Below are 25,106 nucleotides of genomic sequence, written 5' to 3' on the forward strand. Positions count from 1 at the left end.
ATGAACGTTGACCCATTGGCGGAGGAAATGAGAAGGTACTCGCCTTATAATTATGCTTTTAATAATCCTATATATTTTATTGATCCTGATGGGATGGCACCTGAAGATTGGTATTTAAATTTAGACAATGGTAATTATGAATGGCATGATGGTTCTTCTGAAAAGACAGGATATTGGAATTTAGGGAAATCTACCGATGTAGCGGTGGGAAAAGGATACGCTCTTCAAGATAAAGGTGTTTTTACTGATAATACTACTGGAAAAACTTATGGTAAAGGTGATAAATTGGCCGTTGGAACCTCGGGATCCTTCATCCAATCCAATGGCAGTTTTCTAGAAGAAACTCGAACTTGGGTAAACCACAATAAGACTAATTTACTTTCTGCTTCCGAAAATCTACAGAACACAGGAGATGGGATTGCGATGACAGGTTACGGTGCGGCAATTGTAGGATCAGCAGTAGCTGGTGTAGGAGCTGCGCCAGGGGCTGCCCTTGCAGGTATAGGAAACGGCGTTAGCCTTTTTGGCTCTCTTTTAGAATTCGGAGTTAATTTATTGACAGAAGATCATGGGGCTGCGGCCGAGGACGCTGGTTTTATTATTGGTGCGAGTGCTGTCAACAAGGCTGTTGACAGGTTAATTCCAGGCCCTACTCCGGATATGTCCGATGAAATATCAAACGGTATCCATATAATTAGAACGAACTTCAATACTGTAAAGCCAATATTAGTTGAAAGAGGTTATGAAGAGTTTAAGAATAAAAAATAATTTATGAATATTTTGTTAGGTTCTATTGCTCTGGTATTTACTGTATATCAGCTTTATGACCTTAAATTTTGGTTAAAAAAAAGAAAGGAAAGATATAAAAGCAAAAAGATTGGTGCTTCGGAGATTACTCCACTAACCACAATAGTTGCTTGTATTCTATTAGGAATTATTACAACAGTATTTTTCTTTTTAAAATCTCTAGATGCAACCTCATAGCCTTATGAATTTAGTTTACAAATTACTTATCCCCTTATTTGCAATATTATTTGGGTTAATACTTAAGTTCTCGAACCACAAGCAAAATGAAAGTTTAAAAAAATACTGGTGGATATTTGTTTTGATAGGAATATCAATATTCGCTATTAGGTTTATTAATTATCTGCTCTTTAAGTAAAGTTTAAGCATACTTTATATCAACCGCCCACCGTGACGGTTCTTTTTTGCCTTTTCCTGTACAGAGCTGTAACCGCTGGCAAGCTATCTTTCATAACTTTTAGGGTGTTTATTTTAGGCAGTATCGGGCAATGGCACGGCTGTATGTTGTAGAAACGTGGGTTGTAGTGCAAAACCTTTGTAGTGTCCTTTTTAACCCCCGCTCCCGCGCGATTGTATCGCGTGGTTTTCCACCTTCTTAAAATTCAATCTCGAAGCTAGGTACCGTTTCTTTTTGGAAAGCAAAAAATAGAGATTTTATAGTTTTTCAGTATTTTGGTTGCTGAGTTGAGCTGTTATTGAACTTCAGGAAACCACACGAGAGGATTTACTCAGTCGAATTTCATTTCGTGCAGTAGCGGGGAGAAGTCCCCCGCTCCCTCGCGATTGCATCGCGTGGTCTCCCAAGCTTTAATGTAGTGACAGTACTAGCTTTTTCTTGTCTCGATTTTATTTTCAGCCTTTATTTTCCTGATATTTAGAAAAAATAATATCTTTAAAATTTGAGTCGCAATTATAAACCAGCCTGCGTACTGGCAGGTTCCATAATCCAGAAGGTCTTTATTTTGTAAGCTGTGTAGACGAAAACGGATTTTTGGAAGATATTGTGGTGTTTCAGTATTATGGCTGAAAGGAGAATTGAAAGATTAATTAAAATTGTGCGAGGAACGCGATACTCCCTAAGCTTCGGGAGCGCACCAGCCGTGAAAGTCGAAAATTATGCAATATAAATTGTGATCGCATTAATAAGCTAAAATATGAATCACAAATTGTATCTTTACTACACTGAATAAAATTATCATTATGGATTTAAAAACACGCAAATACAATTTTATACAAGAACTCTTTAAGATCGATAAAGAAAAAGTTATGACTGCTTTGGAACGTGTTTTGAAACAAGAAATAGAAGAACAACTAGAAATATCAAAAGCTCATAAAAAGGAACTTGATAGCCGATTGAAAAGCTTTAAAGACAATCCTGAAGATGTTCTGGACTGGGAAGAGGTAAAACGGGATTGGTAATGGATTATGAGATAAAATTACTACCAATTGTTCAGAACGACCTACGAAAAGCTAAGAAATGGTACAGTGATAAAAACAAAGCATTGGGTGAAGAATTTAAAGTAGCGGTCAATAAGGAAATTAACTACATCGGCAAATATCCAGAACACTACCAAAGAAAGTATAAAGAACTACGTCAGTCGTTGGTAATTCGCTTTCCCTACGCTATATATTATTTATTGGATGAAGCACAAAAAAGGATTGTAGTATTTGGACTACTGCACACAAGTAGAAATCCAGAGATTATCAGAAACAGAATGTCTGAATAAAATTCAATAGCCAGTAAAGTCTGCTTTGTTCCACGAATCTTATAGTTTTTCGGTATTATGGTTGAATTGGGAGTTATTAATTAAAATTGTGCAAGGAACGCGATGCAATCGCGCACCAGCGGGGGGCTCCTATCAAATTTTAAATTAAATAACTATCCAAATAATTAAAATAATCCTATAGCTTTTATTCTGATGACGAAATTTAAGAACAAAAATAAAATACTGATAGGATTAAGTGTGTTGATATTGCTAGTTTCATTTATAGGTTTCTGGAAAACAAATGAGAAAAGAAAGATAGATTCAGAAGGTTATGAAGTAATTGCAGAAGTTGTATACTGTCCTGAAAATTGTGCGACCATAAATTATAGATTAAGACATTGTAAGCTAAAATATAATAACAAGATCTTTGTAAAAGATATTGATTTGGAGCTGTGTCAATTAATTTCTGAAAAGGAGGAAATTAAAATGTTGACCAATAAAACAAGATCGCGTTTATTGTTTGAGGGAGAATATGAATCTGGCGATTTTTTGTTAAGTATTCTATTGGTATTTGTGGCCTTTTTTGGATTGAGGCAGGGATTTAAAGGTCTTAAAAATTAGATTTATAGTGGTAATTTAGATATAAAATTGGAACTTTATAAGAAGCGTAAAACCTCCGCTCCTGCGCGATTATATCGCGTGGTTTTCCACCTTCTTAAAATTCCATCTGGAAGCTACATTCCGTTTCTTTTTGGAAAGCAAAAAATAGAGATTTTATAGTTTTTCAGTATTTTGGTTGCTGAGTTGAGCTGTTATTGAACTTCAGGAAACCACACGAGAGGATTGACTCCTTCGAATTTCGTTTCGTATGGTAGTGGGAAGAAGTCAACCTACTTATTAAAAACCCTTCATGATTCTTTCATTTATCATTTTTTCGCTTTCCTAATTTCGTTTTTACTTATTCAAAAGCTATCTTTGGACCAATGCAAGAAGTAAAAATAATAGAATGTCCGCGCGATGCTATGCAAGGCATCAAAGAATGGATTCCCACCGAGCTAAAAGTGAAGTATATACAATCACTATTGCGCTGTGGTTTCGATACTATAGATTTTGGAAGCTTTGTTTCGCCAAAGGCGATTCCGCAAATGAAGGATACAGCGGCGGTGCTTTCACAGTTAGATCTATCTACTACAAATAGTAAATTGTTAGCAATTATCGCAAATCTACGCGGGGCAGAAGATGCTGTAAAACATCCGGAAATTCAGTATTTAGGGTATCCTTTTTCGATATCTGAAAATTTTCAGATGCGCAATACCCATAAAACAATTGATGAGTCGATAGTATTGTTAGGTGAGATTCTAAATTTAGCTCATAAAAATAACAAAGAAGTTGTTGCCTATTTGTCTATGGGCTTCGGAAATCCTTATGGCGATCCCTGGAATGTCGAGATAGTAGGAGAGTGGACAGAGAAGCTTTCTGCTATGGGTGTTAAGATTTTATCGTTAAGTGATACAGTTGGTTCTTCTACACCTGAAATTATTTCATATTTATTTAGTAACTTGATCCCTAAATATCCTCACATTGAATTTGGTGCTCATTTGCATACTACCCCAAATGCATGGCACGAAAAAATAAGCTCGGCTTTTGAGGCTGGCTGCAGAAGGTTTGATGGTGCTATTCAAGGCTTTGGTGGTTGCCCCATGGCAAAAGATGAGTTAACAGGAAATATGCCTACCGAAAAAATGTTAAGTTATTTTACAACTGAAAAGATTTCGAGTAACATAAATCCTATGTCTTTTGAAAGCGCATATAATGAAGCTACTAAAATTTTTACTAAATATCATTAATAAATAAAGCTTAATTTAAACTGAATTATTGTAATTTGTTAAGCTAAAGCTTTTTACATTTTAATTTAATATTTATTACAGATGAAAAAAACTTTACTATTTTCTTTTCTTCTTGCGATTCTTTGCTCTGGGTGTTCAATAATTAACTCAATTCCAAAGGAAGATCCTATACAAGGTGCGGGTGCTGTTACCTTAAAATTTATTCAAATTAACGATGTTTACGAGATTTCTCCACTGAACGGTGGTGAGTATGGTGGGTTGGCAAGAGTAGCATATATACGCGATTCTATCAAAAAGGATTTTCCTAATACATTTATGTTTCTAGCCGGCGATTTTCTCAACCCTTCTCTATTGGGTACTTTAAAACACGAAGGGGAAGCGATAAAGGGAAAACATATGGTGGATGTACTAAATGCTATGGAAATAGATTTGGTGACTTTTGGAAACCATGAATTCGATTTAAGTGAATCGGAATTACAAAAAAGATTGGATGAATCGAAGTTTAAATGGACATCAGCAAATGTACGGCATGCTACAGAAGAAAAAGTAAGTCCGTTTACAACAAAATTGGAGTATACTAATGCACCAATTTCCGACTATGTAACATTTCCGGCGCATGATGAAGAAGGAAATCAAATTCAATTTGCTGTTTTTGGCGTTACCTTACCTTCAAATCCGAAAGATTACGTGTCCTATGAAAATATTTATGAGAGTTCTAAAAGAGCGTATAAAGAAGCAATACAAAAATCAGATTTTGTGGTTGGCTTAACACATGTGTCTATTGAAGAAGATTTAGAAATAGCCAGACTTTTAAGGAATTTACCACTAATAATGGGAGGTCATGAACATTTTAATATGTTGTTAAAAGAAGGTAGGACAATTATTACTAAGGCAGATGCAAATGCAAAAACATTATATGTCCACACTCTTATTTACAATCTAAGAACGAAAATGCTATCTGTAGCTTCTGAATTGGTTTTTGTAGGCAGCGATGTGCCATCGGCTCCTAAAGTAGAGCGAGTGGTGAAAAAATGGGAAGAATTGTTGGATAATAAATTAAAGGAAGTTGTTGATTCTCCTCACGATGTTATTTTTAAAGCTGATGAAATACTTGATGGGACAGATGATGCAAATAGGAGTAAGCAAACCAACCTAGGAAATATAATAACAAAGTCGATGGCACATGCGTATAATAATAAAGTAGCGGGTGCAATTGTTAACGGAGGCTCAATACGTATAGATGATAATTTGCAGGGAAATATTACTAGTACAGACATTTTTAGAGTGCTACCTTTTGGAGGGAGTGTATTAAAAGTTCAGCTTAGAGGAAGTTTACTAATTGAAGTATTAGAGTACGGAAATAATCAAAAAGGTTCAGGTGCTTATTTGCAAAGACATAACTTTACTCAAAATTCAAAGGGTACATGGTTAGTACAAGGGGCTCCTATCAATCCTAAATACCGTTACACAATCGCCATAAGTGATTTTCTTATGAAAGGGCTAGATATTCCATTTTTAACGCAAGAAAATAACAGAGTATTAAAAGTTTATACCCCTTCTGAAAAAGAAAATGCAGCAGATATTCGCAAAGCTATCGTGTCTTATTTAAAATCTAAAAAATAACTATTTCTAAATAAGCTAATTAGAAGTCTTTCCAAGTTCTTCCTTTAAGGAAAATCTTTTTTATAAACTTATTTAAATTAGTTCTAAATAATTTTGCGAGGTTTTATTTTCTCATTTATTTTTGCGGCTGAAATTTTAATCTATTTTAATTCAGTCTAAATAATATTTGATGAAAGCAATTACTTCAATCGTATTTTTATTTTTTTCCACAATATCCTTTGCACAAACAGTTCAAGATTCTATTCCTACAAATTCGGAACAGAAAGAAAACGCTTCACAACGAATCCTTTCAGGTAATTCTGGAGGTGCTGTTACTATTGGGGGATATGGTGAAATGGTATACAATCAGCCAGAGGGCGACAACGGAACCTTAGATGTTCATCGACTAGTACTCCTTTTAGGGTACAAGTTTGATGAAAAAACACAGTTTATCACGGAAATAGAAGTTGAACATGTGGAAGAAATCTATGTGGAGCAAGCTTTCGTAAATTATGCAATTAGCAATAATGTTAATTTACGTGGAGGACTTATGTTAGTTCCAATGGGAATTATCAACGAATTTCACGAGCCTACTACCTTTAATGGAACAAGCAGACCTGCAGTAGATCACGATATAGTACCTACTACTTGGCGTGAACTAGGGGTTGGAGTAACTGGGCGTATACCTGAATATTCACTAGGATATCAGGCTTATGTATTTAATGGTTTTAAATCTACAGCCTTCGATAGTGATGGCGGTGTAAAAGGATTTTTAAAAGGTAAGGACGGTCTTAGAGGTGGTCGTCAAAAAGGAATTAAGTCTACTGTAGATAGCCCAACACTATCGGCAAAAGTTGATTATTACGGTATTCCTGGATTGCGTTTCGGCTTAGCGGGATATTTTGGTAAAACGCAGGCAGATGATAAGGTTGAGGATTTAGATGGTGCAAACATCGGTATCTCTATGGTTGGATTTGATGTTCGTTACGCCTTCCGTAAGTTTACTGCACGCGGAGAGTTTGTGTATGCATCGCTTTCAGATACCGATAAATACAACGCACTTACAGGTAAAGATTTAGGAAGTGCTCTTATGGGATATTACGTAGAAGGTGCTTATAATTTACTACCTATGACTGCTAAACAAAAATTATATGCTTTTGCTCGTTACGAACATTATGATACTCACGCTAGCACAGAAGGTATTTTGGTGAGAAATGATGCATATAACCGTCAAGATATAACTGCAGGCCTATCCTATCACATTGCAAATGGTGTAGTTGTAAAAGGAGATTATCAAATAAAAGATAATGCAGTTGATGGAGCTGACGTTAAGAATCAACTTAATTTTGGAATTGGCGTTTGGTTCTAAAACCTATAGGAACTAAGTATTTATTAAATTAATTTCAACATAAGAATTTGAATTCGATACCTTTGCTCTTTACTAATTTTCTAAGGGAAAATCGGTTGAAACTCAACCAAACTAAATATAAAGAGCAAGGGTATTGTTTTCTTTAAATTAATAATATTAAACTGATGATATTAAGGTCGTTTATTTTATTTGTTATAGCGTTAACTTCGGTTGCTTTTTCAATTCCTGAGAATGTGGAACGTAAAGCAGATAAGGAAATTGCAAAATTTTACAATACAGAAAATTTTGCAAAAGAAACAATTGCTGTTTCAAAGGATTTAAATGCTAAAACAATGTCGGAGTTTGGTAATGAAAACCTTTTTAAAATTCTATCTGGAGGTAAATTTCTAGGATATGGATATATAGGTAACGCACCAAGTAAAACGGCTACTTTTGATTATCTAGTTTTATTTGATAAAAACTTCGTTGTAACTAAAAGTAAAGTGCTTATTTATCGCGAAGAACACGGAGGGGAAATTAGCAGTAAAAGATGGTTGAAGCAGTTTATTGGGGCATCGCCAACAACAGAAGAACTTGTTTACAACCGTAATATTATTCCAATAAGTGGAGCTACAATTTCGGTTAAATCGTTAACTACCGAAATAAATTCTTTATTAAAAAGTATAGCAATTCTTCAAAAATCTATAAAACTCTAAATGCAACTTCACGGCCAAATTCATAATCTTCCTCGATACGTAAAACAATTTATAGCAGCTTTTGTTATTGTATTAAGCGTAGGATATTTCACAGGTTTAAATTTTGTTCGTCAAACAGATTCTACAGATACTAAGGGACTTGTAGAAAACTACCTCGGTAATGAGGATGTTGAAGATGCAGCTGTGATGAAATTTAAAAAAAGTGAGCGTGAGATGCTTACTATATTACACACGCATATATTATCTATTTCATTTATATTCTTAATATTAGGTGTTTTGGTTGCTATAACCTCCTTGCCTGTAAAATTGAAATCATTTTTAATGATTGAACCTTTTGTTTCTATCATTTTAACTTTTGGAGGGATATATTTTATGTGGAAAGGTATGTTGTGGATGAAATGGATTGTGATGTTATCGGGCACCTTAATGACTTTGGTTTATATAATTGCCGCGGTAGCCATTTTGATGCAATTATTTGTGTCTAAAAAATAACCTTATTTTTTCGAAATTTTGAGCGTATCGCAATGCTAAATTTGATGTCATAAAAGATTTCAGAAATAATAAATTTTAATTATTTTACCGTATATTTGCACGCAATTAAAACATAACTACATTCCGATTCTGTCACTTCAGTTTAGCCTCGGAAATTAAATTAATTGCAATGACTGCACACAACAACAAAATTCTTGGAGAAGGCCTTACTTATGACGACGTACTTTTAGTGCCCGCATATTCTGAAGTTTTACCTCGTGAGGTTTCAATAACCACCAAATTTTCTAGAAATATTACACTTAACGTTCCAATAGTTTCTGCAGCTATGGATACCGTTACTGAAAGCGCTATGGCAATTGCTATGGCTAGAGAGGGAGGAATTGGTGTTCTTCATAAAAATATGACCATTGAGCAGCAGGCTGCCGAAGTAAGAAAAGTTAAGCGTGCGGAAAGCGGAATGATTATAGATCCAGTTACGCTTCAAAAAGAAAATACCGTAGGAGATGCTCAAAAAACAATGCGTGAATACAGTATTGGTGGGATACCTATTACTGATGAAGCAGGATTACTTATCGGAATAGTAACAAATCGTGATTTGCGTTTTGAAAAAGACTTGAAACGTCCGTTATCTGAAGTTATGACCTCAGAAAATTTAGTGACAGTTGCGCAAGGAACTTCACTAAAACAAGCAGAGATAATTCTTCAGCAAAACAAAATTGAAAAGCTTCCTGTTGTAGATGATTCAGGAAAACTTTTAGGGTTAATCACCTTTAGAGATATAACAAAACTTACCCAAAAACCAAGTGCTAATAAAGATCAATACGGAAGACTTCGCGTAGCAGCAGCTTTAGGTGTAACTCCTGATGCAGTAGATAGAGCAGAAGCTTTGGTAAATGCTCAAGTTGATGCTGTAATTATCGATACAGCTCACGGGCATACAAAAGGTGTGGTGGATGTTTTGAAAAAAGTAAAAGAAAAGTTTCCAGATTTAGATGTAGTAGTTGGAAACATTGCAACGCCAGAAGCTGCATTGTACTTAGTTGAGGCAGGGGCAGACGCTGTAAAAGTTGGTATCGGACCAGGTTCAATATGTACTACAAGAGTAGTTGCAGGAGTTGGTTTTCCACAGTTTTCAGCAGTTTTAGAGGTTGCTGCAGCTTTAAAAGGAACAGGTGTACCTGTAATTGCAGATGGTGGAATACGTTATACAGGCGATATTCCTAAAGCATTGGCTGCCGGTGCAGATTCTGTAATGTTAGGTTCGCTATTAGCAGGAACTAAAGAATCTCCAGGGGAAACAATTATCTACGAAGGAAGAAAGTACAAGTCATACCGAGGAATGGGTTCTGTGGAAGCTATGAAACAAGGTAGTAAGGACCGCTACTTCCAAGATGTAGAAGATGATATTAAAAAATTAGTGCCAGAAGGAATTGTAGGACGTGTACCATATAAAGGTGAGTTAGTTGAAAGTATGACTCAGTTTATTGGAGGTCTTCGCGCTGGTATGGGATATTGCGGTGCAAAAGATGTTGAGTTTCTAAAAGAAAATGGAAAATTCGTTAAAATAACATCTTCAGGGGTTACAGAAAGCCATCCTCATGATGTAACTATTACTAAAGAAGCTCCTAACTATAGCAGATAATATTTTCAATATATATAAATTAAAAATAAAAGACACTAGCAAACCCTAGTGTCTTTTGTTTTTAATATTATTTGGTATTACTCCAACGCGACCAAAAATACTTGCAAAAATATTATCAATAAAAAAAGGTGAAGTTATTGACCTCACCTTTTTAAAATTTATATAATAAAGAATTTAGTTTCCTTCGGCTTCTTCAGTAGTTACTGAAATTCCAAGTTCTAATAAAATTGGAACTGTAAGGTCGTAAGCCGGGTCTAAATATACTATGTCTTGCGTTGCTCTAGTTACTTGAGTATAGCCTTGTTGTTTAGCTACTTTTTCTAGCGCTTGACCTATTTTAGCGTATAATGGTTTTAAAGCTTCTTGTCGCCTTATTTCCATAAGTTTTGCCCCGTTTTGTTGAAACTTTTGAATATCGTTATCTAATGCTAGCAAAGCTGTTTGTTTTTCTTTCTTCTTTTCAGCTGAAAATGTAGCTTCATCTTTTTTATACTCTTCAAGAAGCGCTTTGTATTCGTCTATTTTTTTGTTTAAATCTACGTCTAAAGACTTTCCGTAAGTTTCCATTTCAGTTTGTACAGAAGTAAGTTCTGGCATTTTTGAAAGTATATACTCTATGTCTACAGCACCTACTTTTCCTTGTGCAAAAGTGGAAAGACTAATAAAGAAAACGGCAATTTTTAAAAATTTCATCTCGTTTATAATTAATTATTTAGAGGGCAATATTACTATAAAATTTACAAATAACCCTAAATGATAGAATTAGAGTACGCTAAATTTATCTTAATTTAATGTATCAGGATTAACACTTATGCTTCATCGTAATACTGTCCACGGGTAGGTTTTAGTGTTTCTCTCAAAGAATTCATTAAATCTTTATCAACAACCATATATGCCGTGTGATGCATTTTTGAAAGTTCCTCTTGACCTATTATTGGATTGTTGAGATTTTCCATCTGTGCAAATTCAGATAGATGTATAGTGTGGTGTTTTGCTGTTTGTTCGGCGTTAGGGCCGCGAAAATCCCAGATAAGTTTTACTCTTTCATTCATTCGTTTGTTTTTTATAGATCTCAAATACTTTTTTTAAAATTTAAAATCTAAATTTTAAGACCAATGCAAGTTAAGTGTTTTTTGTAATTATTTTATTATTGAAGACACTATATTGCCGATAAATTCGTTTGCTTTTGGGTGTGAGTTCACGTAGGTTTTTGCTATTTTCGCACATTTGTAAGCCAAAATATTTGTATAGGCATAACTTCATTTAAAATAATAATTCAATAATAATGAGAAAATTTCTTACCGTATGTCTTTTAGCTTTTTTAAGCGCGACGACAGTTTTTGCACAAAGTAAAAAAGATGAACTTCTAACGATAGATGGTTCTCCTGTTTATGTAAAAGAATTTAATCGTGTTTATAAGAAAAACTTAGATCTTGTTCAGGACGAATCTCAAAAAGATGTCGACGGCTACTTGGAGTTATTTATAGATTATAAATTAAAAGTTGCTGAAGCCCGTGCACAAGGTTTAGATCAAGATCAATCCTACGTAAGAGAGCTTTCTCAATATCGCGATCAACTTTCAAGACAGTATTTAGCAAAAGATCAAATTACTGATGAATTGTCTAAGGAAGCCTACGAAAGAGGTAAAGAAGAAATTAATGCTTCTCACATTTTAATTCTTGTTGATTTTGATGCAATGCCACAAGATACATTGGCTGCTTATAACAAATTAAAGAAGATTCGCGAGCGCGCTTTAAAAGGTGAAGATTTCACCGAATTAGCCAAAAAATATTCTGAAGAGCCTAATGCTTCAGTAAGTGGTGGAGATTTGGGTTATTTCTCGGTTTTCCAAATGGTTTATCCTTTCGAAACAGAAGCTTACAATACTAAAACAGGAGAGATTTCAAATATAGTTAGAACTCAGTTTGGGTATCACCTTATAAAAGTAAACGATAGAAGAGAAAGAGCTCCAAAAATTGAAGTAAGTCATATAATGATTTCCGACAAAAGAAAAGAACGCAATTTTGATCCTCAAGAGCGTATTCAGGAAATTTATAAACTTCTAGAGCAAGGGGAGTCTTTTGAGAGTTTGGCAAAACAATACTCAGACGATAGGGGTTCTGGAAATAAAGGTGGCGAATTAAAGCCATTCACTAGAGGCGATCTTAAGGCACCAGAATTTGAAGCAGCTGCATACAAACTTAAAACTCCAGGTGAATTAAGTAAGCCTGTAAAATCTGAGTTTGGATGGCATATCATCAAATTGAGAAATATTATTCCAGAAGAAAGCTACGAAAGCCAAAAAGAAACGCTTGATAAAAAAGTAGAGGGTGGCGATAGATCTAAAGTAGTATATCACGCAGTAAATAAGAAAATTAAAGATAAATATGGTTTTAAAGAAGGTGTAGATTATTTGCCGTTTTTTGATAATTATGTTTCAAAAGATGTCTTCAATAGAAGATGGGAAGGTGAAGAGATAAAACCAGAAGACGATAAGGTGTTGTTTACAATTGGTGATAAAGATTTAAAGTATTCAGATTTTGCTACTTATATTTCTTATCGTCAAAAATCTACTAGAGCTTTTAAAGATAAAACTCTTTTATTAAACAGTTTATATGAAGAATTTATGAACGTAAGTTTAACAGATTACTTTAAAGACAAATTAGAAGATGAAAATGAAGCGTATGCAGCTGTTTTAGATGAATACCGAAATGGGCTTTTGATTTTTGATGTGATGAATAAAAATATCTGGCAAAAAGCTAAAACTGATACCGTTGGTCTGAAGGAGTTTTATGATAAAACAAAAAGCAATTACACTTGGAAACAACGCTTAGATGCTGAAATCTATTCGGCAACTTCTAAGAAGGCAGCTCAAGAAATTCAAGCGATGTTGAAAAACAACAAGTCTATTGATGAAATAAAATCTGAAATAAATAAAAATGAAGAAGTAAAGGTATTAGCTTCAACTGGTACTTTTGAAGTTGACGCTGATGATTTACCTAAAAAAATTACCGCTAAAAAGGGTGTGTCGGATATTTACGAGAGTAACGATTCGTATATAGTTGTAAATGTAAAAGATATCTTAGCTCCTAGTATAAAGCCTTTAGATGAAGTAAAAGGTAGAGTTTTAAGTGATTATCAAAATCATTTAGAGCAGGAGTGGAATAAAACTTTACGTGCTAAGTATAATATTCAAGTAAATAAAAAAGCCTTAAAGCGTATTAAAAAAGAGCTTAAGTGATAAGAACAATTCTTTTTTCTCTCATATTATCATCCGTTTTCACGGGCTGCAATTACTTTGAAAAACCAACAGAGGAAAACGTTGTAGCTAGAGTTAACGACAACTACCTATATTTAAGTGAAGTTGAAAGTTTAGTTCCAGAAAACTCTTCAAAAGAAGATAGTATTTTAATTGTCAATAATTACATCAATCGTTGGGCAACTCAACAATTGCTTATCGAACAAGCTAAAATTAATTTATCACCGGATAAGCTTCAGCAATTTGATAAATTGGTTGAGGAATACAAAAACGATTTGTTAACCGAAAGCTATAAAGGAGCTGTTGTTGGTAAACAAATAGATAGTGTGATAACTGAAGAGGATTATAGAATTTATTACTCTACAAACATCGATAATTTTAGACTAAAAGATTTATTGGTAAAATTAAGGTACATACATCTACCTCCCGAATACGATGGAGTACAAGAGGTGAAACAGAAATTATCACGATACGATAAAAAAGATAAAAAGTCATTGACTACCGAAAATTACAGATTTGTTTCAAGTAATTTTAATGACTCGGTTTGGATAAAAAAACAAATGCTACTCAATGTTTTACCTGTTTTAAAAGGAATTAATGAGCAAGTGTTAAAAAAATCAAATTTTGTACAATTACAAGATTCTTTGGGGGTATATTTGGTGAAAATTGAAGATGTACTCAATCCCAATGATACACCACCACTATCATACATTAAACCTACTTTAAAGCAGATTATTCTCAACAAAAGAAAGCTTGAACTTATAAAAAAGTTTGAAGCCGATATTACTAAAGACGCTATAGAAACAAAAAACTTTGAAATTTACACCAATGAATAAATTCTTATTACTATTCCTTTTATGCACACCAATGATTTACGGCCAAACAGTATTGGAGCCGGATAGCAGCGGAGTTGTAAAAAGTAACGATTCGCTTGTAGTGAGTCAAGCTCTTAAAAAAGATACAATAGTACCGTTTAAACGATTTAAAGCCGAAGGCGTTAGCGCAGTAGTAGGCGAGCACATTATTTTGGATAGCGATATAGATAAAGCTTATGTTGAAATGAAGTCGCAAGGTATGTCTGTTGAAGATGTGAGCCGTTGCCAGTTAATGGGGAAGCTAATGGAAGACAAGCTTTATGCTCATCAAGCTAAACAAGACAGTATTATGGTTGCTGATGCCGAAATAAATGGGATGATAGACCAGCAATTACAGTATATGGTTTCGGAGCTAGGGAGTGAAGAAAAAGTTGCTGCTTATTACCGTAAAGACAATATTGCAGATTTAAGAAGAGAGCTTTTTGAAGCAAATAAAAATATAAAATTAGCTAGCCTAATGCAGCAAAAGGTAATTGAAAAAGTTGAGATTACTCCTGAAGAGGTGCGTACATTCTTCTTTTCAATTCCAGAAGATGAGCGTCCAGTATTTAGTGCTGAAATTGAAATTGCTCAAATAGTAGTTGAGCCTGAAATTACGCAACAAGCAAAAGATGAAGTTATAGCTAAGTTATACGCTATGCGTGCCGATATTATCGATAACGACGCAAGTTTTTCTACTAAGGCTGTACTTTACTCTAAAGATCCAGGTTCTGCTTCAAAAGGAGGTCTATATGAAGGAGTTAAAAGAGATTCACCTTGGGCTAAAGAATTTAAAGATCAGGCTTTTTCATTGTTAGAAGGAGAAGTAAGTGAGCCATTTGAAACCGAATTTGGATATCATATTCTTTATGTTGAAAAAATTCGTGGTCAAGAAGTAGATGTACGTCATATCTTATTATTCCCAGAAGTTTCACAAAAATCTATTGATGAAGCTCATAAAAGAATGGATGAAATTAGAGCTGAAATTGAAGCCGGAGAAATCACTTTTGCTCAAGCAGCTCAAAAATATTCAGACGATAAAGAAACACGCAATAACGGAGGACGATTAGTAAACCCAGTTACTTTCGATACTAAATTCGACTTAACAAAAATGGACCCTACCCTTAGTGCTAAGGTGTACAACCTTGAAGACGGTGAAGTGTCTAAAGTTTTTACAGATCGTGACCGTACAGGTAAGAGTAGTTTGAAAATTCTTACAGTTACCAAGCGTTTTGAAGAACACACTGCAGACTATTCGAAAGACTACGAGCGTATAAAAGAATTGGCATTACGCGAAAAGCAAATCAAGGTAATAAGCAAATGGCAGAACGAAAAGATTAAAAGTACCTATATTAGCATCAACGAAGATTACCAAGATTGTGACTTCGCAGGTGATTGGGTAAAATAATTTATGATTTTTTAATATGTCAGACGTAGCAGCCGTAAAACAACTGGTTTCAAAATACAATGCCCTTAGGCAGGAAATTAAAAAAGTAATAGTAGGTCAAGATGAAGTGGTAGAGCAAGTATTGCTTTCCATATTTTCTGGCGGTCATGCGTTGCTTATCGGTGTTCCTGGGCTTGCAAAAACCTTGTTGGTGAATACTGTTGCTGAAGCTCTTGGGTTAAACTTTAAAAGAATACAATTTACTCCAGACTTAATGCCTAGTGATATTCTAGGTTCAGAAATATTGGATAAAGACCGTGAGTTTAAGTTTATCAAAGGTCCAATATTTGCAAATATTATTCTTGCAGATGAGATTAATAGAACTCCGCCGAAAACACAAGCAGCACTTTTAGAAGCAATGCAAGAACGCGCTGTAACTGTGGCCGGACATCACTATAAATTAGATTTACCTTATTTTGTACTCGCTACACAAAACCCAATTGAACAGGAAGGAACCTATCCCTTACCTGAAGCGCAATTAGACCGTTTTATGTTTGCGATTAACTTAGAATACCCTTCATTTGCTGAGGAAGTAGAAGTTGTAAAGCAAACTACCGCTGGTGTAAACCAAAGTGTAAATGCACTGTTTACAGCTCAAGAAATTATCGATTTTCAACAGCTAATTAGAAGAATTCCTGTTGCCGATAACGTTATTGAATACGCTGTTGGACTAGTTGGAAAAACGAGACCGAATAGTCCGTCTGCACCTGAAATTGTAAAAAATTACGTCGATTGGGGAGCAGGACCTAGAGCTTCACAAAACCTAATTTTAGCAGCAAAATCGAATGCCGCTTTAAATGGAAAATACTCTCCAGACATTGAAGATGTTCAGAAAGCTGCTATCGGAATCTTAAGACACCGACTAATAAAAAATTATAAAGCAGAGGCTGAGGGCTTAAGTATAGAAGAAATTATTAGAAGTTTATTCTAATTCTTTGCTTTAATCTTTTCATTAGAATTATAGGGTGAAGTCTTTCACAGTAATAATTTTAGTTGAAATAAAATTAGACACTTATTAAGTTGCTCTTTTCTTTTTTAAATTCTCATTATTAGTAGCTAAAAATTAAAGAATTGATATTTTTTGACAACTAATATTAGTTTTAAGTGAATTATATTCATTAAAGAAGCAACTTCGTTAAATACTTTTTAAATATTCCAAATTTTTGTAAATTCGCAACAACAAAAAATACAACTATGGCTTTTGATATTGATATGATTAAAAAGGTGTACGCCCAGATGGCAGAACGTGTTGATAAAGCACGTGAAATCACGGGTAGACCCCTTACACTTTCTGAAAAAATTCTTTATTCACACCTTTGGGATGGCACTCCTAATACGGCTTTCCAACGTGGGAAAGATTATGTAGACTTTGCTCCAGATAGAATTGCTTGCCAGGATGCAACAGCACAAATGGCATTGTTACAATTTATGCAAGCTGGAAAAAAATCGGTTGCAGTTCCAACTACTGTTCACTGTGATCACTTAATCCAAGCAAAACAAGGTGCTGCAAAAGATTTAATGCGTGCTAACGAAACAAGTAATGAAGTTTTTGACTTCTTAGAATCTGTTTCAAATAAATATGGAATTGGTTTTTGGAGACCAGGAGCTGGAATTATTCACCAAGTAGTACTTGAAAACTACGCTTTCCCTGGAGGAATGATGATTGGTACCGATAGCCATACTGTAAACGCGGGTGGTTTAGGAATGGTTGCAATTGGAGTTGGTGGAGCCGATGCAGTTGATGTAATGGCAGGAATGCCATGGGAGTTAAAATTCCCAAAACTTATTGGTGTTAAATTAACTGGTAAGTTAAACGGATGGACTGCTTCTAAAGACGTTATCTTAAAAGTAGCTGGTATTCTAACTGTAAAAGGTGGAACAGGTGCCATAGTTGAGTATTTTGGTCCAGGTGCAAAGAACCTTTCTTGTACTGGTAAAGGAACTATCTGTAATATGGGTGCCGAAATTGGAGCGACTACTTCAACATTTGGTTACGACGATTCTATGGAGCGTTTCCTACGTGCTACAGATAGAAATGAAATTGCTGATGAAGCAAACAAAATACGCGAGTATTTAACTGGAGATGATGAAGTTTACGAAAATCCAGAACAATACTTCGATCAAGTAATTGAAATTGACCTTTCTACATTACGCCCACACTTAAACGGTCCATTTACTCCAGATTTAGCTACTGAAGTTGGTGATTTAGGTGAAAAAGCAAGAAAAAATGATTGGCCACTTAAAGTTGATTGGGGATTAATCGGTTCTTGTACAAACTCTTCATATGAAGATTTATCCAGAGCTGCATCTATCGCACAACAAGCAATTGATAAAAAATTAAAGTCGAAAAGTGACTTCGGAATTAACCCAGGTTCAGAACAAATTCGCTATACAGCAGAGCGTGATGGCTTACTAGATGTTTTTGAAAACCTTGGGGCAACTATCTTTACTAACGCTTGTGGACCTTGTATTGGACAATGGGATAGAAGTGATAGAAAAGGTGAAGAAAAAAACACAATTGTGCACTCTTTCAACAGAAACTTCTCAAAACGTGCAGATGGTAACCCAAATACACACGCTTTTGTAGGTTCACCAGAAATGGTTGCAGCCATTGCAATTTCAGGTCGTTTAGATTTCGATCCTATGAACGATACTCTTATTAATGAAGATGGAGAAGAGGTTAAATTGGACGAGCCAGTAGGACTTGAATTACCTCCTAAAGGTTTTGCGGTTGACGATAATGGATATTTAGCGCCAACTGAAGACGGTAGCACTGTTGAGGTAAAAGTTGCAACGGATAGCGAGCGCCTTCAATTGTTAGAACCATTCGTGCCAATTCAAGATGCTGAATTACAAGGTGTAAAACTTTTAATAAAAGCATTCGGAAAATGTACTACCGACCATATTTCTATGGCAGGACCTTGGTTACGTTACCGTGGACACTTAGATAATATTTCAAACAATACATTAATTGGTGCTGTCAACGCTTTCAATAAGAAAACAAACTTCGTTAAAAATCAGTTGACTGAGGAATACGGAGGTGTACCCGATGTACAGCGTCAATACAAGGCACAAGGAATTAAAACTATCGTTGTGGGTGACCATAACTACGGTGAAGGTTCTTCTCGTGAGCACGCAGCAATGCAGCCTAGATTCTTAGGTGTTGCAGCCGTTTTAGTAAAATCTTTTGCTAGAATTCACGAAACAAACTTGAAAAAACAAGGTATGCTTGGATTGACATTTGCTAATGAAGCAGATTACGATCTAATTCAAGAAGATGATACTTTCAACTTTGTGGATATTGCAGACTTTGCTCCTAATAAACCATTGACAATTGAAGTTGTTCATAAGGATGGAAGTAAAGATGTAATTATGGCAAACCATACTTATAACGATGCTCAAATTAAGTGGTACCGTGAAGGTTCAGCTTTAAATTTGATTAAAAAGCAAAACGCTTAAAAATCACTGTTTTCAATATACAAACCTAACAGGTTTCATTACCTGTTAGGTTTTTTTATATCTTAGAGTTATGATAGGTTTTTTAAAAAAACACTGGAGCAATATTTTATTCGTTGGATTACTTGTTTTACTTATTATCCCACAAACGAGAATGCCAATACAAGTTTTTGTACAACGATTAATATCATTTTCTCCATCTGAAAAAGCCGAGTCTAAACGAGAAACGTTAACCGATTACAATTGGAGTTTACAGCCGCTCAATTCTGAAGAAATCAATTTCTCACAATCAGAAGGAAAGGTTACAATAGTAAATCTTTGGGCTACTTGGTGTCCACCGTGTGTTGCAGAAATGCCTTCTTTTCAAAAACTATACAACAGTTATGGAGAAAAAGTAGATTTCTATTTCGTTACTTCAGAAACTCCAGAAAAGATTGAGAAATTTATGGATAAAAACGGTTATAATTTGCCGATATATATTCAAAAATATAAAGCACCAACACAGTTAGAATCCAATGTGCTTCCTACTACTTATGTAATGTCTAAAACAGGTGAAATAGTTATAGATGAAACGGGTGTAGCCGATTGGAATAGCAAGAAAATGAGAGCCCTTTTAGATAAACTTCTATCGGAATAGATAATAAGGTTAAGTACACTATTTTATAATTTCTTCCGTTTTTGAAGGGTATTTCTCTTTAAATTTTTCCATTAATACAAATATTGTAAGCAACATGGTAAGTGCGTAAACACTATCTTCAATAGGAACAGTTCCTATTCGAATTCCTAGGTTTTCAGCATCATTATACCAAACTACTTGTTCGTTAATCCAACTTCCGGTTAAGAAACCATTCACTATAAAAAACGGAATTAATAGCACCAAAAATACTGGGAAGAATATATTTAAAGCACTGCGCATATAGTTGAAGACTAATCCTAGTAAAACCACAGCATAAGCAAAATTAATTGCTGTGTACCAACGATCGAAGTTGTAGAGAAGAATTACAATAAAAATGGTTTGCAGAGTGTAATAAACTAATTTTGTAAGCTTATTTGAAAACGCAAACTTAGGCCATAAATCTTTAAAAGCATATATGGTGAATAGACAAGCGTAGGGAATACAGATAAAAAACAGCCATTCTTCAATTGGAAGATTTAATAATCGATATCCTGAAAGGTAAGTATCATTAAAGCCCCAAAAACCATTTTGAGTGAAAATGATATCCCAAGAAACAAAAAAAGCCATCATTATGAATGTGGCGGGAAAAAAGTATTTCCACAATTTGTAGAACTTCAATTTTGGGTGAAAACTGAAAATAAAAGGAATGCTTAATGAAGCTAAATCCAATACAAAATAAAGGTGCCACATAATTTATTTCTTGAAGTATTTTAATGGTGGAAGTAACATTCCGAAACACTCTCCATCTTCTTTTCCTAAGTGTTTATGGTGCATTTTATGCGCTCTCCTAATGCCTCTAGCATACCAATTATTTGCATTTCTAAATAACTTAAAGCGCTGGTGGATAAAGATATCGTGAACAAAGAAGTAAGCGAGGCCATAAGCAAAAATCCCTAATCCAATTGGTAGTCCAGCCCAGAAGCCATAATAACTCCACCCAATAAAACAGCTTATACTTATTAACGCATAAAAAAGAAAAAAATAATCATTGCGTTCCCACCAACTGCCGTGATCTTTTTTGTGGTGATCTTTGTGTAACTTCCATAAAAACCCGTGCATAACATATTTATGAGTGAACCACGCCATAAATTCCATTATGCAGAAAGTAGCAATGAAAATTATTATCCAAAGAACTGTATCCATTTTTTCTATTTATTGTTTTATGTATTAGGAATCTTGTTTAGAAATAATGTTACCTCACCAAATTTAATTGATATTTCACATAGCTCCTCATTAAAAGCCCAATCTTTTCAGTATTTGGGATTCGAATCCGAGTATTTTTAATTTCTAAAGCTGGAGTTTTTTGAAGTTTTTTCAAAAGCCTTTTATAATATCTATACGCAATAAAAACTCCGAGTTTCGCTTCATTTGGAAGGTGTAATATTCCCTGATATCCTTTGTCGAAATTATCAGTTATTTCACTAATTATATCTTGTTTTGAAATTTCATCTAACGAATCCAAATTTGCATTTGGAAAATAAGTTCGTTGTAGATTATCGTGGTCTTCTTTTAAATCTCTAAGGAAATTTACCTTTTGAAAAGCCGAACCCAAGTTCATAGCTGCTTCTTTTAGAGCTTCGTACTTATCGGTATTTCCTTTTACAAACACTTTTAAGCACATTAGCCCAACAACATCGGCTGAGCCATAGATATAGTTATTAAATTCTTCTGGAGTGGCGTAAACCTGTTTAGTCAAGTCTAAGCGCATACTTGCCATAAAGGTGTCTATCAACTCTCTTTCAATGTTGTATTTGTAAACGGTATGTTGAAATGAATTTAATATTGGATTTAGACTAATACGATCTTCCAAAGCTTCATTTAAAGCAGTTTCAAAACGATTAAAAAGTAATCCTTTGTTGTAATCGTGAAACGAATCTACAATCTCATCGGCGAAGCGAACAAACCCGTAGATATTGTAAATATCTTGACGAATAGATGGTGCTAACATTCGTGTAGCTAACGAAAAAGATGTGCTGTAAGTTTCAGTAACCTTTTTGCTGCAGGATTTAGATACTATGTCGAAAAGCTCTTTCACTTTTTTATTGATTTTTCAATTAATCCTGCTGCCAATTTTCCTGAAATTAAAGCTGGTGGTACTCCGGGACCTGGAACAGTAAGTTGTCCTGTGAAAAATAAATTCTTCACTTTACTACTCTTTATATTCGGTCTTAAAAATGCAGTTTGCAAAAGCGTATTTGCAAGTCCGTATGCATTTCCTTTGTAACTATTATAATCTGAAATAAAGTCGTTTACACAAAATGACTCTTTAAATATAACTGATTTTGTGATAGATTGATTCGTAACACTTTCAAATCTTTTTATTATTTTTTCAAAATACACTTCTCTTATTTCGAGATTATCTTCCAAACCAGGGGCAAGAGGTATAAGAAAAATCCCTAATTCTTTTCCTTTAGGCGCAACATTCTCATCTGTTTTTGAAGGGAAACTAGCGTAAAATAAGGGTTCTTTAGGCCATTTGGGATTGTCGTAAATTTCTTCAGAATGTTTTTTAAAATCTACGTCGAAAAACAAAGTGTGATGATCTACATTTTGAATCTCTTTATCAAATCCTACATAGAAAAGTAGGGCAGAAGGAGCAAAGGTTTTCTTTTTCCAATAACTCTCAGAATATTGTCTGTATTTAGTGGGTAGCAAGCTTTCTGTATGGTGATAATCTGCACCGCTTAATATAAAATCGGCATTTACTTGATTTCCATTTATTATAATTGATGTGGCTTGTCCATCTTCAATATTTATCTTTTCAACGTTTTGATTTGTTTTAATTGTAACACCTAGCTCTTCTGTAAGTTGCTGAATTCCTTTTACTACAGAATACATCCCTCCCTTTGGATGAAATGTACCTAAACCAAAATCGGCATAATTCATAAAGCTGTAAAAAGATGGTGTATTTGATGGCTTAGCACCTAGAAATAAAACTGGAAATTCTAATATAGAAATTAGTTTTGGATTGTTAAATTCTTGCCTAACGTCTTTACTGATTGTGCTAAAAAACTGTCCAACTTTTTTTATGGTGGCAGTAGTTACGAGTTCTAAAGGTGAAACTCCAGGTCGATAAACCAAATCTTTTATGGCTATATTGTAATTGTCTTGGGCTTGTGCAATAAACTTTTTTAGCTTCGTTGAGCTGCCTACTTCTTCATTTTCAAATGAAACACAAATTTTATCTAAAGTATCTTCAATGCTTATATGATCGTTTTTTCCAAAAAAAACTCGATAGGCTGGATTGAGTTTTTCTAATTGGTAATATTCAGCAGGAGACTTCCCGAAATCGGAGAAAAATCGTTCAAATACATCTGGCATCCAGTACCAAGTAGGGCCCATATCGAATTTAAACCCATCCTTGTTTAACTGCCTAGCGCGGCCCCCAATACTTGAATTTTTTTCATATATAGTAACACTATATCCCGCTTTGGCTAAATAGCAAGAAGCAGCTAGTGATGAAAACCCAGAACCAATAATTAATACGGACTTGTTCATTTTGTTTAACAAATGTACAAAATAATTAAACAATATTAAATCATAAAATGACTAATTAAAAATTTTCATTCCAAATAATTCTTATTTGCACAGCAATTTTTACAGTAAGTGGGTAGTGTGATAATGTGAGAACTTTATAATATAAAATATTTATAAAGTTGTTTCAATGTGTTGGGTAAATAATTCCAAACTATTAAAAACACGAATATTATTATATGTGTTTACTACCTGATCAACTTTTTTACCTAAAATCCAAAGTTCACAAGGTTTTATATGGCTAACTTTCTCTTGAAATTCGCTTATATAATTTTCTACCTGGTCTGTCTCTGGTTGTACTGTAAAATACGTCACGAAAACGATTTCAGATTGGGTTTTTACTACGTGGTTTAAACTATCAATGGGTACGTTTGCCCCTAAATATATAGTGTTATACCCCGCTGATAAAAGTTCATAATTAGCATATAAAAGCCCTATATCGTGAATTTCTTTTAGCGGTAAATACAATACAAAAGTTTTGTTTTCTTTCGCTGTTGGAGTGTCTTTTATAAGATTGTATTGTTGAATAATTAAATGGCGTATTTTTTCTGAAATAAAATGTTCGTGAGAAGGGTCAATAGTTCCAGAATGCCAAAGAATTCCTGTTTCATTTAATAGTGGAACAAATACTTCTAAAAACACTTCTCGAAACGATTTTTGCTCTATTAGTTTCTTAAAAGTTGTGTCAAAAAGTTCACTATCGAACTCGAACATAGCTGTCTTTAAAACATTACAAGCATATTCGGTGTTTAGTTCGTGAACATTCTCTTTAACTAATTTCTGAAGCTCAGTTTTATTAAGACTTGCTAAGGTTGAAATTTTATGACCTTCATTATATAAATAAACAATGTTGAGAAGCTTTTTTAGGTTTTCGAGATCGTATTTCCTTATGTTGGTATCGGTGCGATTAGGCTCAAGAAGATTATATCGTTTTTCCCAAATCCTAATTGTATGGGCTTTAACGTTTGAAAGATTTTCAAGATCTTTTATGCCGAATTGAGTTTTAACCACAAAAATTAAATAATTTATATTTCAAGGGTGAAATTACTAAAAAGAAAGAAGGTTTGTTTAAAAATTTGAATTTATCTTTAAACAATTTGATAAGTATATCGATTAAATATACACTAAAATTTGTACCCGGAATGGGACTTGAACCCACACGTCCATAAGACACATGGCCCTCAACCATGCCTGTCTACCAATTCCAGCACCCGGGTGGATGTTGCTATAAGCTGCTAGCTTACTCGAACAGAGCGCAAATATAATATTTTATAAAATTAAAGCTAAAGCGTTCAAAGTTTATTTGAATATTATTTCTTGTTTTAATTTCAATAAGAAGCTTAATATGATTTTGGTCATTATTAGAGTCGTTAATTAAGGTTATATTTGATATAATAAGTAACAAATTTGTGATATTATGACTATAAACATCCAATTCATAAAAATGCCAACTAGTGAGGCAATGTCTGAATATGTTAAGCAAAGGCTTGATAAACTAGGCGAAAAATACGAATGGCTTATTCGTGCAGATGTAAGTTTTAAAATGGAAAATAACGTCTATGGAAAAGGTAATATTTGTGAAATTGAGTTAAGCCTGCCTGGACCTAAGATTTTTGCAGCTTCAACCGAAACAACTTTTGAAGCAGCAGCTAAAGAAACAATCTCGGATTTAGAAAGACAACTTAAAAAACGTAAAGCAAAATTTTCAACCCACTAAAAACAT

General features: G+C 34.2%; 24 protein-coding genes, 1 tRNA gene and 1 pseudogene. 18 read left to right on the forward strand and 8 right to left on the reverse strand.

Translation table 11 applies throughout. From position 1 onward, the window contains the following. From FHP04_RS12480 to guaB, 11 genes and pseudogenes are all read left to right on the forward strand, one after another. A pseudogene (locus tag FHP04_RS12480) lies at positions 1 to 768 on the forward strand (hypothetical protein); the annotation flags it as partial. A 3-nt stretch (positions 769 to 771) separates the two neighbouring features. After that, positions 772 to 984, forward strand: coding sequence for a hypothetical protein (locus tag FHP04_RS12485; RefSeq protein WP_139856473.1), 213 nt, complete (start codon positions 772 to 774; stop codon positions 982 to 984). Positions 985 to 2,004: 1,020 nt separating this feature from the next. After that, positions 2,005 to 2,223: an addiction module protein gene (locus tag FHP04_RS12490; protein ID WP_139856474.1), complete on the forward strand. Its 219-nt coding sequence runs from the start codon at positions 2,005 to 2,007 to the stop codon at positions 2,221 to 2,223. Then, positions 2,223 to 2,531: a type II toxin-antitoxin system RelE/ParE family toxin gene (locus FHP04_RS12495; RefSeq protein WP_139856475.1), complete on the forward strand. Its 309-nt coding sequence runs from the start codon at positions 2,223 to 2,225 to the stop codon at positions 2,529 to 2,531. Before FHP04_RS12490 ends, FHP04_RS12495 begins: the two co-directional genes overlap by 1 nt. Positions 2,532 to 2,723: 192 nt before the next feature. After that, on the forward strand, positions 2,724 to 3,131 hold the full coding sequence (locus FHP04_RS12500; protein WP_139856476.1) for a hypothetical protein: 408 nt from the start codon (positions 2,724 to 2,726) through the stop codon (positions 3,129 to 3,131). Positions 3,132 to 3,493: 362 nt separating this feature from the next. After that, positions 3,494 to 4,357: a hydroxymethylglutaryl-CoA lyase gene (locus tag FHP04_RS12505; protein WP_139856477.1), complete on the forward strand. Its 864-nt coding sequence runs from the start codon at positions 3,494 to 3,496 to the stop codon at positions 4,355 to 4,357. 81 nt (positions 4,358 to 4,438) lie between these two features. After that, positions 4,439 to 5,980, forward strand: a complete 1,542-nt coding sequence (locus FHP04_RS12510) for a bifunctional metallophosphatase/5'-nucleotidase (RefSeq protein WP_139856478.1) — start codon at positions 4,439 to 4,441, stop codon at positions 5,978 to 5,980. 169 nt (positions 5,981 to 6,149) lie between these two features. Next, entirely contained in the window at positions 6,150 to 7,328 is a 1,179-nt protein-coding gene (locus FHP04_RS12515) for a hypothetical protein (protein WP_139856479.1), read from the forward strand. 164 nt (positions 7,329 to 7,492) lie between these two features. Next, entirely contained in the window at positions 7,493 to 8,023 is a 531-nt protein-coding gene (locus tag FHP04_RS12520; RefSeq protein WP_139856480.1) for an FMN-binding protein, read from the forward strand. Beyond that, positions 8,024 to 8,515, forward strand: coding sequence for a hypothetical protein (locus FHP04_RS12525; protein WP_139856481.1), 492 nt, complete (start codon positions 8,024 to 8,026; stop codon positions 8,513 to 8,515). A 169-nt stretch (positions 8,516 to 8,684) separates the two neighbouring features. Continuing rightward, entirely contained in the window at positions 8,685 to 10,157 is a 1,473-nt protein-coding gene (guaB, locus tag FHP04_RS12530; protein ID WP_139856482.1) for an IMP dehydrogenase, read from the forward strand. A 174-nt stretch (positions 10,158 to 10,331) separates the two neighbouring features. Here the strand turns inward: guaB and FHP04_RS12535 are convergent, their stop codons facing one another. Beyond that, on the reverse strand, positions 10,332 to 10,850 hold the full coding sequence (locus FHP04_RS12535) for an OmpH family outer membrane protein (RefSeq protein ID WP_139856483.1): 519 nt from the start codon (positions 10,848 to 10,850) through the stop codon (positions 10,332 to 10,334). A 116-nt stretch (positions 10,851 to 10,966) separates the two neighbouring features. Continuing rightward, positions 10,967 to 11,209, reverse strand: a complete 243-nt coding sequence (locus FHP04_RS12540) for a hypothetical protein (RefSeq protein WP_139856484.1) — start codon at positions 11,207 to 11,209, stop codon at positions 10,967 to 10,969. Positions 11,210 to 11,442: 233 nt separating this feature from the next. On the opposite strand from FHP04_RS12540, the gene FHP04_RS12545 reads away from it, so the two are divergent. From FHP04_RS12545 to FHP04_RS12565, 6 genes are all read left to right on the forward strand, one after another. Next, positions 11,443 to 13,398: a peptidylprolyl isomerase gene (locus tag FHP04_RS12545; RefSeq protein ID WP_139856485.1), complete on the forward strand. Its 1,956-nt coding sequence runs from the start codon at positions 11,443 to 11,445 to the stop codon at positions 13,396 to 13,398. Beyond that, positions 13,395 to 14,252 (forward strand): peptidyl-prolyl cis-trans isomerase, encoded by an 858-nt coding sequence (locus FHP04_RS14635; protein WP_179951787.1) that lies wholly within the window; start codon positions 13,395 to 13,397, stop codon positions 14,250 to 14,252. The genes FHP04_RS12545 and FHP04_RS14635 overlap by 4 nt, the downstream gene beginning before the upstream one ends. Beyond that, positions 14,245 to 15,678, forward strand: coding sequence for a peptidylprolyl isomerase (locus FHP04_RS12550; protein ID WP_179951788.1), 1,434 nt, complete (start codon positions 14,245 to 14,247; stop codon positions 15,676 to 15,678). Before FHP04_RS14635 ends, FHP04_RS12550 begins: the two co-directional genes overlap by 8 nt. A gap of 16 nt (positions 15,679 to 15,694) precedes the next feature. Further along, positions 15,695 to 16,648 carry an AAA family ATPase gene (locus FHP04_RS12555; RefSeq protein ID WP_139856486.1) on the forward strand — a complete coding sequence of 318 codons (954 nt, stop codon included), beginning with the start codon at positions 15,695 to 15,697 and terminating at the stop codon, positions 16,646 to 16,648. A 263-nt stretch (positions 16,649 to 16,911) separates the two neighbouring features. Further along, the gene (locus tag FHP04_RS12560; RefSeq protein ID WP_139856487.1) at positions 16,912 to 19,176 is read left to right on the forward strand and encodes an aconitate hydratase; all 2,265 of its coding nucleotides are present in this window, start codon (positions 16,912 to 16,914) and stop codon (positions 19,174 to 19,176) included. 70 nt (positions 19,177 to 19,246) lie between these two features. Beyond that, the gene (locus FHP04_RS12565; protein ID WP_246051428.1) at positions 19,247 to 19,810 is read left to right on the forward strand and encodes a TlpA family protein disulfide reductase; all 564 of its coding nucleotides are present in this window, start codon (positions 19,247 to 19,249) and stop codon (positions 19,808 to 19,810) included. 18 nt (positions 19,811 to 19,828) lie between these two features. Here FHP04_RS12565 and FHP04_RS12570 read toward each other — a convergent pair whose 3' ends face one another. The 6 genes from FHP04_RS12570 to FHP04_RS12595 all read right to left on the reverse strand — a co-directional run bounded on the left by FHP04_RS12570 (position 19,829) and on the right by FHP04_RS12595 (position 24,600). Then, positions 19,829 to 20,539 (reverse strand): lycopene cyclase domain-containing protein, encoded by a 711-nt coding sequence (locus FHP04_RS12570; RefSeq protein WP_139856488.1) that lies wholly within the window; start codon positions 20,537 to 20,539, stop codon positions 19,829 to 19,831. Positions 20,540 to 20,542: 3 nt separating this feature from the next. Further along, positions 20,543 to 20,992: a sterol desaturase family protein gene (locus FHP04_RS12575; RefSeq protein WP_139856489.1), complete on the reverse strand. Its 450-nt coding sequence runs from the start codon at positions 20,990 to 20,992 to the stop codon at positions 20,543 to 20,545. A gap of 49 nt (positions 20,993 to 21,041) precedes the next feature. After that, positions 21,042 to 21,884, reverse strand: coding sequence for a phytoene/squalene synthase family protein (locus FHP04_RS12580; protein WP_139856490.1), 843 nt, complete (start codon positions 21,882 to 21,884; stop codon positions 21,042 to 21,044). After that, positions 21,881 to 23,347, reverse strand: coding sequence for a phytoene desaturase family protein (locus FHP04_RS12585; RefSeq protein ID WP_139856491.1), 1,467 nt, complete (start codon positions 23,345 to 23,347; stop codon positions 21,881 to 21,883). The genes FHP04_RS12580 and FHP04_RS12585 overlap by 4 nt, the downstream gene beginning before the upstream one ends. 150 nt (positions 23,348 to 23,497) lie before the next feature. Further along, complete coding sequence (locus FHP04_RS12590; protein WP_246051429.1) at positions 23,498 to 24,394, reverse strand: MerR family transcriptional regulator; 897 nt, start codon at positions 24,392 to 24,394, stop codon at positions 23,498 to 23,500. A gap of 123 nt (positions 24,395 to 24,517) precedes the next feature. After that, positions 24,518 to 24,600 (reverse strand) — tRNA-Leu (locus tag FHP04_RS12595). Positions 24,601 to 24,800: 200 nt separating this feature from the next. On the opposite strand from FHP04_RS12595, the gene hpf reads away from it, so the two are divergent. After that, on the forward strand, positions 24,801 to 25,100 hold the full coding sequence (gene hpf, locus FHP04_RS12600) for a ribosome hibernation-promoting factor, HPF/YfiA family (RefSeq protein WP_139856493.1): 300 nt from the start codon (positions 24,801 to 24,803) through the stop codon (positions 25,098 to 25,100). Positions 25,101 to 25,106: the final 6 nt, after the last annotated feature.

Source organism: Aequorivita sinensis, from assembly GCF_006346335.1.
Taxonomy (GTDB): Bacteria; Bacteroidota; Bacteroidia; order Flavobacteriales; family Flavobacteriaceae; genus Aequorivita; species Aequorivita sinensis.

Coding starts and splice junctions, on each gene's coding strand:
- FHP04_RS12485 (WP_139856473.1), top strand. CDS start 772: ATGAATATTTTGTTAGGTTCTATTGCTCTGGTATTTACTGTATATCAG.
- FHP04_RS12490 (WP_139856474.1), top strand. CDS start 2,005: ATGGATTTAAAAACACGCAAATACAATTTTATACAAGAACTCTTTAAG.
- FHP04_RS12495 (WP_139856475.1), top strand. CDS start 2,223: ATGGATTATGAGATAAAATTACTACCAATTGTTCAGAACGACCTACGA.
- FHP04_RS12500 (WP_139856476.1), top strand. CDS start 2,724: ATGACGAAATTTAAGAACAAAAATAAAATACTGATAGGATTAAGTGTG.
- FHP04_RS12505 (WP_139856477.1), top strand. CDS start 3,494: ATGCAAGAAGTAAAAATAATAGAATGTCCGCGCGATGCTATGCAAGGC.
- FHP04_RS12510 (WP_139856478.1), top strand. CDS start 4,439: ATGAAAAAAACTTTACTATTTTCTTTTCTTCTTGCGATTCTTTGCTCT.
- FHP04_RS12515 (WP_139856479.1), top strand. CDS start 6,150: ATGAAAGCAATTACTTCAATCGTATTTTTATTTTTTTCCACAATATCC.
- FHP04_RS12520 (WP_139856480.1), top strand. CDS start 7,493: ATGATATTAAGGTCGTTTATTTTATTTGTTATAGCGTTAACTTCGGTT.
- FHP04_RS12525 (WP_139856481.1), top strand. CDS start 8,024: ATGCAACTTCACGGCCAAATTCATAATCTTCCTCGATACGTAAAACAA.
- guaB (WP_139856482.1), top strand. CDS start 8,685: ATGACTGCACACAACAACAAAATTCTTGGAGAAGGCCTTACTTATGAC.
- FHP04_RS12535 (WP_139856483.1), bottom strand. CDS start 10,850: ATGAAATTTTTAAAAATTGCCGTTTTCTTTATTAGTCTTTCCACTTTT.
- FHP04_RS12540 (WP_139856484.1), bottom strand. CDS start 11,209: ATGAATGAAAGAGTAAAACTTATCTGGGATTTTCGCGGCCCTAACGCC.
- FHP04_RS12545 (WP_139856485.1), top strand. CDS start 11,443: ATGAGAAAATTTCTTACCGTATGTCTTTTAGCTTTTTTAAGCGCGACG.
- FHP04_RS12550 (WP_179951788.1), top strand. CDS start 14,245: ATGAATAAATTCTTATTACTATTCCTTTTATGCACACCAATGATTTAC.
- FHP04_RS12555 (WP_139856486.1), top strand. CDS start 15,695: ATGTCAGACGTAGCAGCCGTAAAACAACTGGTTTCAAAATACAATGCC.
- FHP04_RS12560 (WP_139856487.1), top strand. CDS start 16,912: ATGGCTTTTGATATTGATATGATTAAAAAGGTGTACGCCCAGATGGCA.
- FHP04_RS12565 (WP_246051428.1), top strand. CDS start 19,247: ATGATAGGTTTTTTAAAAAAACACTGGAGCAATATTTTATTCGTTGGA.
- FHP04_RS12570 (WP_139856488.1), bottom strand. CDS start 20,539: ATGTGGCACCTTTATTTTGTATTGGATTTAGCTTCATTAAGCATTCCT.
- FHP04_RS12575 (WP_139856489.1), bottom strand. CDS start 20,992: ATGGATACAGTTCTTTGGATAATAATTTTCATTGCTACTTTCTGCATA.
- FHP04_RS12585 (WP_139856491.1), bottom strand. CDS start 23,347: ATGAACAAGTCCGTATTAATTATTGGTTCTGGGTTTTCATCACTAGCT.
- hpf (WP_139856493.1), top strand. CDS start 24,801: ATGACTATAAACATCCAATTCATAAAAATGCCAACTAGTGAGGCAATG.